This is a genomic window from Rhizobium sp. NXC24, from assembly GCF_002944315.1.
GTDB lineage: Bacteria > Pseudomonadota > Alphaproteobacteria > Rhizobiales > Rhizobiaceae > Rhizobium.
Map to the genome: position 1 here is coordinate 1605312 of NZ_CP024314.1, position 14472 is coordinate 1619783.

Genomic DNA, 14472 nt, shown 5'->3' on the forward strand with positions numbered 1-14472 from the left:
ATGGGCAATCTTCTCATCAGCTATTACGGCGATGATTTCACCGGCTCCGCCGATGTGATGGAAGCCCTGGCTTCGAACGGCGTTCCGACCGTGCTTTTTCTCGGCATCCCCGATGCGGCACTGCTTGAGCGTTTTAAGCAATGCCGTGCCATCGGCATTGCCGGCACAAGCCGCAGCGAAACGCCGGAATGGATGGAAGAGCACCTTGTTCCGACATTCGAGTGGCTGAAAGGGCGCGGCGCGGCGATATGCCATTACAAGGTCTGCTCCACTTTCGATTCCAGTCCGCGCATCGGCAATATCGGCAAGGCGATCGAGATCGGCAGGGAGGTTTTTGCGCAATCCTCGGTGCCGGTCGTTGTGGGTGCGCCGCAGCTCAAGCGCTACACGGCCTTCGGCCACCTTTTCGCGGCCTATCGGGGCAAGGTCTACCGCATCGATCGTCATCCGGTGATGAGCCGGCATCCGGTCACGCCGATGGACGAAGCCGATCTGACGCTGCATCTTGGCAAGCAGACCTCGCTTCCCGTCAGCCTCGTTGATCTCGTGACCCTGGCGGCTCCGGATGCGAACCAACAAGTCGACGAACGCGCGGGCCAGACGGCAGGAATCATGCTGATCGACGTCGACAGCGCCGAAACGCAGGCGGCTACGGGAACGCAGCTTTGGCGGCGCGCGGCAAAGGACGGGCCTTTCGTCGCCGGGTCCTCCGGTGTCGAATACGCACTTCTCAATGCTTGGCGCCACGAAGGTCTGATTGGCGAACGCCCCGTTTTCGCCCCGCCGGGAAAGGTCGAACGCCTCGCAGTGGTTTCCGGCAGTGTCTCGCCAACGACAGAACGGCAGATACGCACGGCGATGACGGATGGTTTCGACGGCATCGACGTCGATCCCCTGGCACTCATCGGCGAAAGTGCTGACCGGGCGATCGAAGATGCCGTCAATGCCGGCATTACCAGCCTGCAGACGGGCCGCAGCGTCATCCTGCACACGGCGCTTGGCCCCTCGGCCGATCGCGGCAGCGCGATCGACCGTTTTCCGGGCGCCCGGCATCGGCTCGGACAGGCCCTTGGCACCATCCTGCGCCGTATCGTCGAAAGTGAAAAGCTCGGCCGTGCGGTCATCGCCGGCGGCGACACGTCGAGCCACGCGCTCAGGGAATTGCGCGTGGAAGCGCTGACGACGCTGCTCCCCCTTCCCCAGACACCGGGATCGCCGCTCTGCGTGGCTCACGGCAGCTACGCACCAACTAACGGACTGGAGATCGCGTTGAAAGGCGGACAAGTCGGGACCGATGGGTATTTCTCTCAGATCCGCGACGGAAGGCGCGCTTAGAAAAACGTCTCTTACGCACTTCGGATAATGGCGTGATCATTGACTCATTATACCACTTGCGATACCACAATTTGAAATGGACGAGGTAGAAAACATGACTGCAATTGCTCTTTTCGGCGCCGGCGGGAAAATGGGGTACCGGCTCGCCAAAAATCTCAAAGGCTCGCGCTTCGATGTCCGCCATGTCGAGGTGAGCGATGTCGGCAAGGCCCGCCTGAAGAACGATCTCGATCTGTCGTGCGTGCCCGTGGACGAGGCCCTTGATGGCGCCGAAGTCGTCATTCTGGCCGTTCCGGACACCGCCATCGGCAAGGTTGCCGCCGGGATCGTCGACAAGCTGAAGCCTGGAACGATAGTGGTCGCCCTAGACGCCGCGGCACCTTTTGCGGGCCACCTGCCGAAGCGCGATGACCTCACCTATTTCGTCACCCATCCCTGCCATCCACCGATCTTCAACGACGAAACCGATATGCAAGCGAAGAACGACCACTTCGGCGGCCTGTTCGCCAAGCAGCATATCGTTTCCGCGCTGATGCAGGGGCCGGAAGCTGCCTACGCACTCGGGGAGGAGATCGCCAAGATCATCTGGGCGCCGGTCATGCGCTCGCACCGAGTCACCGTCGAGCAGATGGCGATGCTTGAGCCTGGGCTTTCGGAAACAGTCTGCGCATCGCTGCTCGTTGTGATGCGGCAAGCCATGGACGAGTGCGTCGCGCGCGGCGTCCCAGAACAGGCCGCTCGCGATTTCCTGCTCGGCCACATGAACGTCCTCGGCGCCGTGATCTTCAACCAGGTCGAGGGTGTGTTTTCGGATGCCTGCAACAAGGCGATCGAATTCGGCATCCCTGCGCTGATGCGCGACGACTGGAAGAATGTCTTCGAGCCGCAGGAAATTGCAGAAAGCATCCGCCGCATTACCTGACCGAAATCCCGGGAGGGTTTGGCCCTCCCTTCTTTCGCCCTGCTGGGAACAGGGCCTGTTTCATAATCGGGAGGACACCATGAAACTGACACGCAAACTCACTGTTGCCGCCTTTGCCGGCGCTCTTGCGCTTGGCACCGCAATGCCTGCCTTTTCGGCAGATCTGATCGCCATCATCACGCCCGCGCATGACAATCCGTTCTTCAAAGCCGAAGCCGTTGGCGCCCAAGCCAAGGCGAAGGATTTGGGCTATGAGACGCTCGTCATGACGCATGACGACGATGCCAACAAGCAGTCGGAAGTCATCGATACGGCGATCGGCCGCGGCGCCAAGGCCATCATTCTCGACAATGCCGGCGCCGATGCGACGGTTGCGGCCGTCAAGAAGGCCAAGGATGCCGGCATCCCCTCCTTCCTCATCGACCGCGAAATCAATGCCACCGGCGTTGCCCTCGCCCAGATCGTTTCCAACAACTATCAGGGGGCCCAGCTCGGCGCGCAGGAATTCGTCAAGCTCATGGGCGAGAAGGGCAATTATGTCGAGCTCGTCGGCAAGGAATCCGACACTAATGCCGGCATCCGCTCGCAGGGCTATCATGACGTCATCGACGACTATCCGGACCTGAAACTGGTCGCCAAGCAATCGGCGAATTGGAGCCAGACCGAAGCCTATGCGAAGATGGAAACCATTCTGCAGGCGAATCCGGATATCAAAGGCGTGATCTCGGGCAACGACACCATGGCGATGGGCGCGATCGCCGCGCTTCAGGCCGCCGGCCGCAAGGATGTCATCGTCGTCGGCTTCGACGGCTCCAACGATGTGCGCGACTCGATCAAGGCTGGCGGCATCAAGGCAACCGTGCTGCAGCCGGCCTACGCACAGGCCCAGATGGCGGTTGAGCAGGCCGATGCGTACATCAAGAACAAGACGACCCCGAAGGAAGAAAAGCAGCTCATGGATTGCGTTCTCATCAATGGCGGGAATGCCGACAAGCTTGAGACCTTCGCACTGAAGAATTGATGGCGGACCGAGCATTGCGGAGGGCGTGGCAAAGCCGCGCTCTCCAGGTTTTTTCTTTGAGATTGAGGTGCATTGCATGCTGAGGATCAGAGGCGCTGTTGTGGTCATCATACTGGCCGCAGCATTGCCTGGCTGTAAAATCATCAAGACGCCAACGGCCGAAGAGAAGGCGGCGCAGGCGGCAAAGAGCGCCTTCGATCCAACGGCCAAGGTCGACGCGATCTGGCAGTCGCAGGCGGTACCCGACCTTGAAAAGCGTTCCGGCGATCTCAAAACCGTGATGCAGGTTGCGGCATCGAACCCGGATGAAGCCGGCGCAGAATACGGCAACCCACGCAAGCAGAGCACCTCGCCCTGGACCTATGCCGTAAAGCTCAAGGGCAAGATCGTCGCCGCCGATACGGCGTCCCGTGCCGCAACGCTTGACGTCGATGTCGATGGCGACGGCAAGGCGGATGCGAAGGTTCAGATCGGCCCGGCAATCCGCGGCACGGCGCTGCGCGACGCGTTGGATTTCGTAGACTTCAACGAATTCAAGAACCAGATCGAATGGGCGCAATTCGGCAAAGCGTTCAATGAGAAGGTGAACACGTCCTTTCTCGCTGCTTTGCCCCGAGACGGCCTGACCGGCAAAACGATCAATGTGACTGGCGCCTTTCCGCTGCCCGCATCCGGCCAATTGCCGCTGATTACCCCTTCGGCGCTGATGTTGGAACAATGACCATGAGCGATACGACAGAGGAAGACATCATCCTTCGTCTCGAGGACGTGTCCAAGGTTTATTCCGGTATTGTCGCGGTCAAGCGCGCTAACCTCGAACTGCGGCGTGGCGCGGTCAATGTGCTGGTGGGAGAAAATGGAGCCGGCAAATCGACGCTTATGAAGATCATCGCTGGCGTCGAACGTCCAACCGCCGGCCGTATCCTCCTGGAGGGCGAAGCCGTTCATTTCGACAGTCCGGCAGATGCGCAGGCACGCGGCATCGGCATGATTTTCCAGGAGCTCAATCTCTTCGCCAACATGACTGTCGCCGAAAATATTTTTGCGACACGCGAAATCACGCGCGGCCTTTTCGGCATCGATCACAAGGCGCAGGTCGCAAAGGCCAATGAATTTCTGACGAAGCTGGATGCGGGCATCAATGCCGAGACTATGGTCGAGGATCTGCCGATCGGGCAGCAACAGCTTGTCGAAATCGCCAAGACCATTTCGCTGAATGCCCGCATTCTGATCATGGACGAGCCGACCTCGGCGCTTTCGGCGGCGGAAGTCGACATCCTTTTCAAGGTGATCGCCGAACTGAAGGCGCAGGGCGTGGCGATCGTCTATATCTCCCACCGGCTGGAAGAGCTGATGCGGATCGGCGATTACATCACCGTGCTGCGCGACGGACAGATCACCGGCCAGGCGATGGTTCGCGATATCGACACGAAATGGATCGTCCGATCGATGATCGGATCGGATGCCAAGGACTTCGCCAAGGACAGCGGCCATGCGATCGGCAAGGAAGCCTTCCGCGCCGAGGACATCAGCCTGCCGCGACCGACCGGGGGCCTTGCTGTCGACCACGTCTCGCTCTCCGTTCGCGCCGGCGAGATTCTCGGCACCTATGGCTTGATGGGCGCCGGCCGCAGCGAGTTTTTCGAATGCGTCATGGGCCGGCACATGCATTCGACCGGCAGGATTTTCATCAACGGCGTCGAGGTCCGAGAACGCGATACCACCCGGCGGATCCGGAAAGGCTTGGCGCTGATCCCGGAGGATCGGCAGCGCGAGGGGCTGGTGCAGGTGCTCTCGATCGCCAACAACCTGACGCTTGCGAGTCTTGGCCGCTTCGCTCGCCTCTTCCATATCAATGCCAATGCCGAGAAGAGGGCTATTCGCGACATGATCCGCGATCTCTCGATCAAGGCACCCAACCCCGATTTCGAGGTGACGTCGATGTCCGGCGGCAATCAGCAGAAGGTCGTCATCGGCAAGGCACTGATGACCGATCCCAAGGTCCTTCTGATGGACGAGCCGAGCCGCGGCATCGATGTCGGCGCCAAGGCAGACGTCTTCCGCACCATGCGCAAGCTCGCCGGCAAGGGTCTCGCAATCCTGTTTTCAACCTCCGACCTTGAAGAGGTCATGGCGCTTTCCGACCGCATCGCTGTCTTGAGCAACGGCCAGTTGGTTGCCGTCTTCGACAGAAGCGAGGCGACTGAAGAGGCGATCGTCGCAGCATCGGCCAAGGGACACGGACATACAAGGGAACTCGCGCCATGACCGCGGACATATCTTCTTCTTTTGCGGCCAAGCGGTCGAACGGTTCTGTACTCCTGACGCTGATGAAACTCAGGACCTTCATCGCGCTCTTTGCCGTGATCATCTTCTTCGCCGTCTTCGCGCCGAACTTCACTTCGACGGCCAACATGATCCTGATGTCGAAGCACGTTGCGCTCAATGCCTTCCTGGCGATGGGCATGACCTTCGTCATCATTACCGGCGGCATCGACCTCTCGGTCGGCTCGATCGTCGGCCTGTGCGGAATGGTCACCGGCGCGCTTATCCTCAACGGCGTCGAATTACCGATCGGATATACGGTTTACTTCAATCTTTATGAGATCGTGCTGATCACCCTTGCCGTCGGTATCGTGATCGGGCTGATCAACGGATTGCTCATCACCAAGCTCAACGTCGCGCCCTTCATCGCGACGCTGGGCACGCTCTATATCGCGCGCGGCATGGCATTGCTGTCTTCGGATGGCCAGACCTTTCCGAACCTGGTCGGCAGGCCGGAATTCGACACGACCGGCTTCGATGTCTTCGGCGCCGGAAGGCTGCTTGGCCTCCCCGTCTCCATCTGGATCCTCGTCATTCTCGCGCTGCTCGCCGCCTACGTTGCCCGCTCGACGCCCATCGGCCGGCATATCTTTGCCGTTGGCGGCAACGAGCGCGCGGCGCGCATGTCGGGCATTCGCGTCGATCTGGTGAAGATCTTCGTCTACATGTTCTCCGGGCTATGCGCGGCCATCGTCGGCATCGTCATCTCGTCGGAACTGATGGCCGCGCATCCGGCGACCGGCGAGAGCTTCGAGCTCAACGCCATCGCCGCGGCCGTCCTTGGCGGCACCTCCATGTCCGGCGGACGTGGTACGATCGGCGGCACGATCATCGGCGCTTTCGTCATCGGCATCCTGTCAGACGGATTGGTGATGATGGGCGTTTCATCCTTCTGGCAGATGGTCATCAAAGGGCTGGTCATCATCATCGCCGTTGTTGTCGATCAGGCGCAGCGCCGTCTCCAGCAGCGCGTGACACTCATGCAAATGGCAAAGGCAGGTTGAGAATGACGGAACTCAAGGGTGCGCTCATCGGCTGCGGCTTCTTCGCGGTCAATCAGATGCATGCGTGGAAGGACGTCAAAGGCGCGGAGATCGTCGCAATCTGCGATCGCGATCCAGAGCGATTGAAAATTGTCGGCGAACAGTTTGGCATCGAGCGCCGGTACAGCGATGCGGCGGCTCTCTTTACCGACGGCGGCTTCGATTTCGTCGATATCGCGACGACCGTGCAAAGCCACCGTGCCCTGGTGGAAATGGCAGCGGCCCATAAAGTCCCCGCCATCTGCCAAAAGCCGTTTGCCAAGACATTGAGCGACGCCAAAGCCGTGGTCAAGGCTTGCGCGGACGCCGCCATCCCCCTGATGGTTCACGAGAATTTCCGTTGGCAGACACCGATACAGGCGGTGCACACCGTCCTTCAATCAGGCGTGATTGGCGAGCCGTTCTGGGGCCGTTTTTCCTTCCGCTCCGGTTACGACGTCTTCTCAGGCCAACCCTACCTTGCCGAAGGCGAGCGCTTCATCATCGAGGATCTCGGCATCCACACGCTCGATATTGCGCGCTTCATCCTTGGCGACGTCGCGACGCTCACCGCGCGCACCAAACGGGTCAATCCGAAAATCAAGGGCGAGGACGTCGCGACGATCATGCTCGACCATCAGAATGGCGCGACATCAATCGTCGACGTGAGCTATGCGACCAAGCTTGGTGTGGAGCCCTTTCCCGAGACGCTGATCGAGATTGACGGAACGCTGGGAACGATCCGGCTCTCGCAGGGATATCGCCTCGAGGTCAATAGCCCCGAAGGCACGACAGTGTCGGATGCCTCACCGCAGCTTCTCTCCTGGGCCTCGCGCCCTTGGCACAACATCCAGGAGAGTGTCCTCGCCATCCAGCAGCACTGGACCGACCGCCTTGCCGATGGCAGCGAGACCTCCACGTCCGGTGCGGACAATCTCAAGACCTTCGCTCTTGTCGAGGCCGCCTATGAGAGTGCCGCCAACGGGTGCCCGGTCGATATCGGAGCGATGCTGCGATGACGGCCAATATCGATCCGTTTCAGCTCTACGGCACGCACGAGACCGAAACACCGCCGGTGCGGCTGACCGCCGGCAAGCTCGCCGTTGACTTCAAGGACGGCAATCTGCGAACCATCCGCTACGACGGCGCCGAAGTCTTGCGGGCCGTCTCCTATCTGGTTCGCGATCGCGATTGGGGCACGTATGCGCCTGTTATTGACGAGCTGCGGATCAATCAGCTCCAAGACGGCTTTTCCATCAGCTATGTCGCGCGCTGTGCGGGGCCCGAGAATAGCTCGCTTGCAATCGGCGTTCACATAACGGCCGAGGCCGGTGAAGCGCTGATCTTCGAGGCGGAAGCGCTGACGACCACCGGTTTTGAGACGAACCGCTGCGGCTTCTGCATCCTGCATCCGATCGTCGGCGTTGCCGGCAGGCCGGTTTCGGTCGAGCATATCGATGGCAGCCGCGAGGACACGCATCTACCCGACCTCATCGAACCCTGGCAGCCCTTCAAGGATATGCGGGCGATTACGCATGGCGTGACGTCAAACGTGACGGCGGAGTGCCGCATGGAAGGCGACACTTTCGAAATGGAGGACCAGCGCAATTGGTCCGATGCCTCCTACAAGACCTATGTTCGCCCGCTTGCCCTGCCTTGGCCCTATCGCATCCCACCCGGTGAGTCCATGCGGCAACGGATCGTTCTCACCATAGGCGATATGCGACGTTCGCCCACCGCGTCTTCCACGCTTGCTGCGAATCCGCCCCCGGTCAAACTGAGGCTCGGAGAGAAATCCGGCACGATGCCGGCAATCGGGCTCATCATTACGCCGGACGAAGCGAAGGCAACGCTCGCGGCGCGTAATCGGCTGGCCGAAGTCGCGCCACAGGAATTATTGTTCCACTTCGACCCCGACGCCGGCCATGGCGCTGACGCCTTCAATTCCTTCGCGGCCATCGCGGCGCTTCACGCCGGCCGATCGACGTTGGAAATCGCATTGCCGTGCCGCCAGGCTCCGCTTGTCGAAGCACAACAAATATCGAGCTGGATGCAAGATGCCGGTTTCAAGCCGGACGCAATCGTCATATCGCCTTCGGTCGACCGGCAATCAACGCCACCGGGTAGCAAATGGCCCGAGTGTCCGCCGCTTGAAGAGGTTTATGCCGCCGCTCATGCAGCCTTTCCAGGCGTGCGGCTTGGCGGCGGCATGCTCAGCTATTTCACCGAACTCAACCGCAAGCGCGTTCCTTCCGGATCGCTCGACTTCATCACCCATTGCACCAACCCGATCGTACATGCGGCTGACGATCTCAGTGTGATGCAGACGCTGGAAGCACTGCCGTTTATCACGCGCTCGGTCCGCGCCATATACGGCGACAAGCCCTATCGCATAGGCCCCTCCACCATCCCGATGCGCCAGAACCCCTATGGCAGCCGGACGATGAATAATCCCGCCGGCCGCCGCATTCCGATGGCAAACAGGGATCCCCGGCACAATGGCCGTTTCGCCGAAGCCTTCGCGCTTGGCTATGCGGCTACCGTGCTCGACGCCGGATTGGAATGCCTGACGCTTTCAGCATTGGCTGGGCCGTCAGGGTTGATCGCCGGAGGGGGTGAACCATCGCCGGCCGGCGGCAGGCGACCGATCTTCAATACGATCGCGACGCTCGCCCGCCTCGCCGGCAGCCAATGGCGGGAATGTGTCTCCTCAGATCCGACTGCCGTCCTTTCTTTTGTTGCTGCGCCGGCTAACGAGGCACCGCAATTGCTACTGGTGAACATTACGGCCGCGGCCCGGCAGGTGGAACTTGGATGCCTGCGCCCGGCCGAGAAACTAAAAAGCGGAAGCCTCACGCTCGCGCCTTTTGCCGTTGGTTCGATCACGCTGATGGATTGACCTGACACCCGAGAAGCGCAACTTAGTCTTCCGAAGCGAGATGACCGGGAGGACTGACGTGAAGACAAAGAAGCTTATCAATGACGGCGCAGCCGCCGTGGACGAGATGCTGGCAGGCATTCTGGCGGCTCATCCCCGCCACGTGCGCGCCCTCGAAGGATCGCCGCGGTCACTCGTCGCAATCCAGGGGCCGCGACCCGGCAAGGTCGGCATGGTCGTCGGCGGCGGCTCGGGGCACGAGCCGACCTTCCTGGGTTATGTCGGCAAAGGGCTTGCCGATGCTGCAGCAATCGGAAATGTCTTTGCCTCTCCGCCACCGGATCCGATCATCGAATGCGCCAAGGCGGTCAATGGCGGCGCCGGCGTCCTGTTCTTATATGGTAATTATGCCGGCGATGTCATGAATTTCGATATGGCGGCCGAAATGCTCGCCATGGATGACATCGAGGTCCGCACCGTGCTGACGACGGACGACGTCGCCTCCGCTCCCGTCGACCAACGGGACCGCCGGCGCGGCGTCGCCGGCAATGTTTTTGTCTTCAAGGCCGCCGGCGCTGCCTGCGATCTGATGTACAGCCTGGACGAAGTGGAGCGGATCGCGCGATGGGCGAACGACCGCACCTTCACGATCGGCGTTGCGCTATCGCCCTGCTCGCTGCCTCAGACGCTCAAGCCGAATTTTCAGCTTGGCGAGGATGAGATGGAAATCGGCATGGGCATTCATGGCGAGCCGGGCGTTGCCCGCGGTCCGCTCAAGCCGGCCGATCAGGTGACCGCCGAACTGCTCGATAAAATCCTCGGTGAGATGAAGCCCGTACGGGGCGACCGGGTGGCCGTGCTTGTCAACTCGCTCGGCTCGACGCCGCTGATGGAACTCTACATCATGATGCGGAAGGTCAAGATGACGCTCGATGCTGCTGGCATAGAGATCCACTTGTCGCTGGTTGGGAACTACTGCACGTCGCTGGAGATGGCCGGTGCCTCGATCACGTTGATGCATTTGGACGATGAACTGCAACGACTGATCGATCATCCCTGTGATTGTGCGATGTTCCGTTCTGGTGAAGTGCTCCGATGACCAAGACAATCACCGTTGACGATCTCAAATCCCTTCTGAACCTCATCGCGGAAGCGATGACCCGCGAAAAAGACCGTTTATGCGAGCTCGACGGCGTCATCGGCGATGCCGATCACGGTATAGCCATGGAGCTCGGTTTTTCGGGGGCCGCGAAGGCCGTTGTGCCACTGGATTCGGCAACGGCCGATCCGACACTCGTCTTCAATACAGCGGCAAAGGCTTTCCTGAACGCCGTCGGCGCTTCATCCGGCCCGCTCTATGCCACCGCCTTGATGCGTGCGGGCGCCGCGGTAAAGGGCAAGCCGTCGCTGACGGATGACGACATGGTGGACGCCTTCGTTGCGCTTGCCAAAGGGATCCAGGACCGCGGCAAGGCGGAGGTCGGGGAGAAGACCATGGTCGACGCCTGGGCGCCCGCCGCCACCGCCTGCCGAGCGGCGCGCGACAAGGGGCTGTCGCTGGCGGATTGTCTCTCGGAAGCTCTGATCGCCGCCGAAGCCGGGACGGAAGCAACGAAGCATATGGTGGCCACAAAGGGGCGTTCTTCCAGGCTTGGCGAGCGCGCCTTGGGCCATATCGATCCGGGAGCAGCCTCGGCAACGGTCGTCATCTCTTGCTTCAAAGGGTTCTTCCTACCTTAATGATGATGACCTCATCATACCAGTTGACATGTGCCTGTTGATTTGCCAAAACCGCCCTCAGCATTGTTCAGAGGAGGACGGGAAATGCGCATCAACTCCAAATATGCAAAACGATTTGGCGCGATGGCGATTGCTGCAGCAACCTTTGCGGCGACGAGTGTCCAGGCGCAGGACCTGACACTATGGACGCTCAATTTCGACAACGGCGCGGCAAACGGTGCCCTCAAGAAGGTGGCGGCGGATTTCGAGGCCGCCAATCCCGGCACCCATATCGAAATCGTCCAACGCGGCGTCGATGAACACAAGACCGCGCTTCGCGTGGCAGCAGGCTCCAGCAAGGGACCCGACATCTATTTTAGCTGGGCCGGGCTTGGTCTCGGCGGCGAATATGTGAAAGCCGGCCTCTCGCTGCCGCTCGACAAGTACTATACCCAGTACAAGTGGAACGACGAGTTGCTACCGTCCGCCGCCGCCTTTGCCGATCTTTATCCGGGTGGCAAGCATGGCGTGCCCTTCACCTTCAAGGGCGAAGCGATCTATTACAACAAGAAGCTCTTCCAGAAGGCCGGCATCGCCGAGGAGCCGAAGACCTATGAGGAACTGCTGGCGGCGGCCGACAAGCTCAAGGCGGCTGGAATTCCGGCCTTCACCTTCGGCGGCTCGGTCAACTGGCACGTCATGCGTCTGATGGACGTGCTGCTCGAAACCAAATGCGGCGCCGACAAGCACGACGCGCTGATGGCCATGAAGGCCGACTGGACCAAAGAACCCTGCGCCACCGATGCCTTCACCGAATTTGCCAAGTGGACCAAGGACTACACGCTGAAACCCTTCATGGGCATCAGCAACCAGCAGTCCTACACACTGTTCGTCGCCGGCCGTGCCGCGATGATGCTCGAAGGCGACTGGCTGGTCAGCCAGTTGAGCGGCAGCAAGGTCAACCTCGACGATTACGGCGTCGTGCCGTTCCCGACGAACACCAACCGCCTCTATGGCTTTGCCGAATACAATTACATCAGCACCAAGAGTAAGGATCCGGATCTCGCCGCCAAGTTCCTCGACTATTTCCTGTCGACCAAAGTACAGCAGGATCTCGTCGGGCAGATCAGCTCGATCTCGGTCAACAAGAATATCCAGTACACCAACCAGAAGCCGCTCGAGGCGAAATGGCTGGATATCTTCAAGACCTACAGCAAGGTCTACATGAATGGCGACCAGGCATTCCCGCTTGATGTCACCACCGAATACTTCCGGGTGATCAACGACGTCGCTGCCGGCAATATCCAGCCGGCCGATGCCGCCAAACAGTTGCAGACCTTCATCGCGGGTCGCACGTAATCCCTCGAGGGAGGCCGCCAGTCCGAATGCCAATCGCAGCGGGCGGCTTCCCTCACTCTATGCCCACGCGTCAGTTGCCGCCGGGAGCAATCAGAATGTTATTCCGCAATCGAACACATGACCCTCGCGTTCAGGCAGCGATCCTGCTCGCCCCGGCCATGCTGATCTACGCGATTTTCGCGCTTTATCCGATGCTGAACGTGGTGGTGCTGAGCTTTCAGAAATGGAATGGCCTCGATCCCCAACGTCCATTCGTCGGCCTGGCCAACTATCAATATATCTTCACGCAGGATCCCGTTTTCTGGGTGGCCTTCCGCAACACGGTGATCTGGACGATTATGTGCGTGATTTTCCCGCCCATGATCGGCCTGCTGCTGGCGCTGAGCCTCAATCAGAAGCTTTTCGCCCGCAATACCTTCCGCGCCATCTTCTATCTGCCGGTCATTATCGCCCCGATCGCGGTCGCGACCATGTGGAAGTGGATGTACGATCCCTTCTTCGGCCTTTTCACCGAGATTCTGACGTCCATGGGGCTGCAGGACTGGATTCAGGACTGGCTCGGCAATAAGGACATCGCGCTCTATTCGGTCTTCGTCGCCTACCTCTGGCAATCCGTCGGCTTCTCCATGGTTCTGTTTCTCGCAGGCCTGCAAAATGTTTCGCAAACGCTAGTCGAGGCCGCACGCATCGATGGCGCCGGGCGCTGGAACATCTTCCGATACGTCACCCTCCCCGCGCTGCGCACCACGCTGACAATCGTTCTGGTGTTATCGGTCATCTCGTCGCTGAAGGCCTTTGACATTGTCTACGGCCTGACGGGCGGCGGGCCGGCGCAATCCACGCAGATGCTGGCGCTCTGGGCCTTCACGCAAGCCATGCAAATCTTTGATTTCGGCCGCGGTGCTGCGATCTCCGTTGTCCTGCTGCTCATCACCATCGCCATCGTCATTCCCTACCTTCGATGGACGCAGAAGCATGAGGAGGCCGAACAATGACGGCAGCATCGGCATCATCCATGTCGGATGGCTTCGAGACCATCATTCCGGCAAAGCGCAAGCGGGATCCAGTCCTGATCGGCTTATGGATCGCGCTGCTCCTCGTCGCCGCGATCTGGCTTGCGCCTTTCGTCTTCATTGTCTTCACGTCGCTCAAAACGCAGGCTGATGTGACGACGACGGGCGCCTTTGTGCCGCCCCTCAATCCGGCTTTCGAGAATTATTCGAGCGCCTGGGGTCGCGGCAATTTTGCCAACGCCTTCCTGAACAGCACCATCATTACCGTCATCAAAGTGCCGCTCGGGCTTATCCTTTCAGCGATGGCGGCCTATGCGCTCGCCAAGATCCGGCTGAGGTTCAGCAAGATACTGCTGCTTCTCGTCGTCTTCGGCACGATGATCCCCTTCCAGGTCATGCTGGCGCCGCTCTTCACACTGGTCAATTCACTGGGCCTCATCGATACCTATCCCGGCGTGATCCTGCCCTACATCGCCTTCGGCGTTCCCTATCAGGTCTTCATCCTGCACGGCTTCTTCAAAGGCATTCCAAAGGAGCTGTCCGAAGCCGCTCTGATCGATGGTGCAAGCCATTTCACCATCTTCCGCCGGATATTCCTGCCGGTTTGCCTGCCGGTACTCGCCGCGCTGCTCATCCTTGATTTCGTTTCGACCTGGAACGAATTCGCCATGGCGCTTGTGCTCCTGCAGGATCAGCACATGTGGACGCTGCCGCTCGGGCTCATGTCCTTCCAGGGACAGTTTTCAAACGACTACGGCCAGCTCAATGCCGCGATCGTCATGACCGTGCTGCCGGCAACGCTCGTCTACCTCATCTTTCAGCGATATTTCGTCTCCGGCCTCACCTCCGGCGCCGTCAAGGGCTGATCAATCACCTAA

Annotated in this window: 13 protein-coding genes; all 13 read left to right on the forward strand. The window is 60.1% G+C overall.

Going from position 1 to position 14472, the window contains the following annotated elements:
• Positions 1 to 1335 (forward strand): four-carbon acid sugar kinase family protein, encoded by a 1335-nt coding sequence (locus tag NXC24_RS31605; RefSeq protein ID WP_104827937.1) that lies wholly within the window; start codon positions 1 to 3, stop codon positions 1333 to 1335.
• Between the two features lie 94 nt (positions 1336 to 1429).
• Positions 1430 to 2257 carry a phosphogluconate dehydrogenase C-terminal domain-containing protein gene (locus NXC24_RS31610; protein ID WP_104827938.1) on the forward strand — a complete coding sequence of 276 codons (828 nt, stop codon included), beginning with the start codon at positions 1430 to 1432 and terminating at the stop codon, positions 2255 to 2257.
• A 79-nt stretch (positions 2258 to 2336) separates the two neighbouring features.
• Positions 2337 to 3278, forward strand: coding sequence for a D-ribose ABC transporter substrate-binding protein (locus tag NXC24_RS31615; protein ID WP_104827242.1), 942 nt, complete (start codon positions 2337 to 2339; stop codon positions 3276 to 3278).
• Between the two features lie 76 nt (positions 3279 to 3354).
• Complete coding sequence (locus NXC24_RS31620) at positions 3355 to 3999, forward strand: DUF2291 domain-containing protein (RefSeq protein ID WP_104827243.1); 645 nt, start codon at positions 3355 to 3357, stop codon at positions 3997 to 3999.
• On the forward strand, positions 3996 to 5546 hold the full coding sequence (locus NXC24_RS31625) for a sugar ABC transporter ATP-binding protein (protein WP_104827244.1): 1551 nt from the start codon (positions 3996 to 3998) through the stop codon (positions 5544 to 5546). Before NXC24_RS31620 ends, NXC24_RS31625 begins: the two co-directional genes overlap by 4 nt.
• Positions 5543 to 6607: an ABC transporter permease gene (locus NXC24_RS31630; RefSeq protein ID WP_104827245.1), complete on the forward strand. Its 1065-nt coding sequence runs from the start codon at positions 5543 to 5545 to the stop codon at positions 6605 to 6607. Before NXC24_RS31625 ends, NXC24_RS31630 begins: the two co-directional genes overlap by 4 nt.
• Before the next feature lie 2 nt (positions 6608 to 6609).
• Positions 6610 to 7644 (forward strand): Gfo/Idh/MocA family oxidoreductase, encoded by a 1035-nt coding sequence (locus NXC24_RS31635; RefSeq protein ID WP_104827246.1) that lies wholly within the window; start codon positions 6610 to 6612, stop codon positions 7642 to 7644.
• Positions 7641 to 9524 (forward strand): hypothetical protein, encoded by a 1884-nt coding sequence (locus NXC24_RS31640; protein WP_104827247.1) that lies wholly within the window; start codon positions 7641 to 7643, stop codon positions 9522 to 9524. The genes NXC24_RS31635 and NXC24_RS31640 overlap by 4 nt, the downstream gene beginning before the upstream one ends.
• A 58-nt stretch (positions 9525 to 9582) precedes the next feature.
• Entirely contained in the window at positions 9583 to 10602 is a 1020-nt protein-coding gene (locus tag NXC24_RS31645) for a dihydroxyacetone kinase subunit DhaK (protein WP_104827248.1), read from the forward strand.
• Positions 10599 to 11243 (forward strand): dihydroxyacetone kinase subunit DhaL, encoded by a 645-nt coding sequence (dhaL, locus tag NXC24_RS31650; protein WP_104827249.1) that lies wholly within the window; start codon positions 10599 to 10601, stop codon positions 11241 to 11243. The genes NXC24_RS31645 and dhaL overlap by 4 nt, the downstream gene beginning before the upstream one ends.
• An 84-nt stretch (positions 11244 to 11327) precedes the next feature.
• The gene (locus tag NXC24_RS31655) at positions 11328 to 12581 is read left to right on the forward strand and encodes an extracellular solute-binding protein (RefSeq protein ID WP_104827250.1); all 1254 of its coding nucleotides are present in this window, start codon (positions 11328 to 11330) and stop codon (positions 12579 to 12581) included.
• 95 nt (positions 12582 to 12676) lie between these two features.
• Positions 12677 to 13576 carry a sugar ABC transporter permease gene (locus NXC24_RS31660; RefSeq protein ID WP_104827251.1) on the forward strand — a complete coding sequence of 300 codons (900 nt, stop codon included), beginning with the start codon at positions 12677 to 12679 and terminating at the stop codon, positions 13574 to 13576.
• A complete protein-coding gene (locus NXC24_RS31665) occupies positions 13573 to 14460 on the forward strand; it encodes a carbohydrate ABC transporter permease (protein ID WP_104827252.1) in 888 nt (295 codons plus the stop codon). The genes NXC24_RS31660 and NXC24_RS31665 overlap by 4 nt, the downstream gene beginning before the upstream one ends.
• Positions 14461 to 14472 lie beyond the last annotated feature (12 nt).

Excerpts from the sequence above, each read along its gene's own strand:
- NXC24_RS31605 (WP_104827937.1), top strand. The coding sequence starts at position 1 with ATGGGCAATCTTCTCATCAGCTATTACGGCGATGATTTCACCGGCTCC.
- NXC24_RS31610 (WP_104827938.1), top strand. The coding sequence starts at position 1,430 with ATGACTGCAATTGCTCTTTTCGGCGCCGGCGGGAAAATGGGGTACCGG.
- NXC24_RS31615 (WP_104827242.1), top strand. The coding sequence starts at position 2,337 with ATGAAACTGACACGCAAACTCACTGTTGCCGCCTTTGCCGGCGCTCTT.
- NXC24_RS31620 (WP_104827243.1), top strand. The coding sequence starts at position 3,355 with ATGCTGAGGATCAGAGGCGCTGTTGTGGTCATCATACTGGCCGCAGCA.
- NXC24_RS31625 (WP_104827244.1), top strand. The coding sequence starts at position 3,996 with ATGACCATGAGCGATACGACAGAGGAAGACATCATCCTTCGTCTCGAG.
- NXC24_RS31630 (WP_104827245.1), top strand. The coding sequence starts at position 5,543 with ATGACCGCGGACATATCTTCTTCTTTTGCGGCCAAGCGGTCGAACGGT.
- NXC24_RS31635 (WP_104827246.1), top strand. The coding sequence starts at position 6,610 with ATGACGGAACTCAAGGGTGCGCTCATCGGCTGCGGCTTCTTCGCGGTC.
- NXC24_RS31640 (WP_104827247.1), top strand. The coding sequence starts at position 7,641 with ATGACGGCCAATATCGATCCGTTTCAGCTCTACGGCACGCACGAGACC.
- dhaL (WP_104827249.1), top strand. The coding sequence starts at position 10,599 with ATGACCAAGACAATCACCGTTGACGATCTCAAATCCCTTCTGAACCTC.
- NXC24_RS31655 (WP_104827250.1), top strand. The coding sequence starts at position 11,328 with ATGCGCATCAACTCCAAATATGCAAAACGATTTGGCGCGATGGCGATT.
- NXC24_RS31660 (WP_104827251.1), top strand. The coding sequence starts at position 12,677 with ATGTTATTCCGCAATCGAACACATGACCCTCGCGTTCAGGCAGCGATC.
- NXC24_RS31665 (WP_104827252.1), top strand. The coding sequence starts at position 13,573 with ATGACGGCAGCATCGGCATCATCCATGTCGGATGGCTTCGAGACCATC.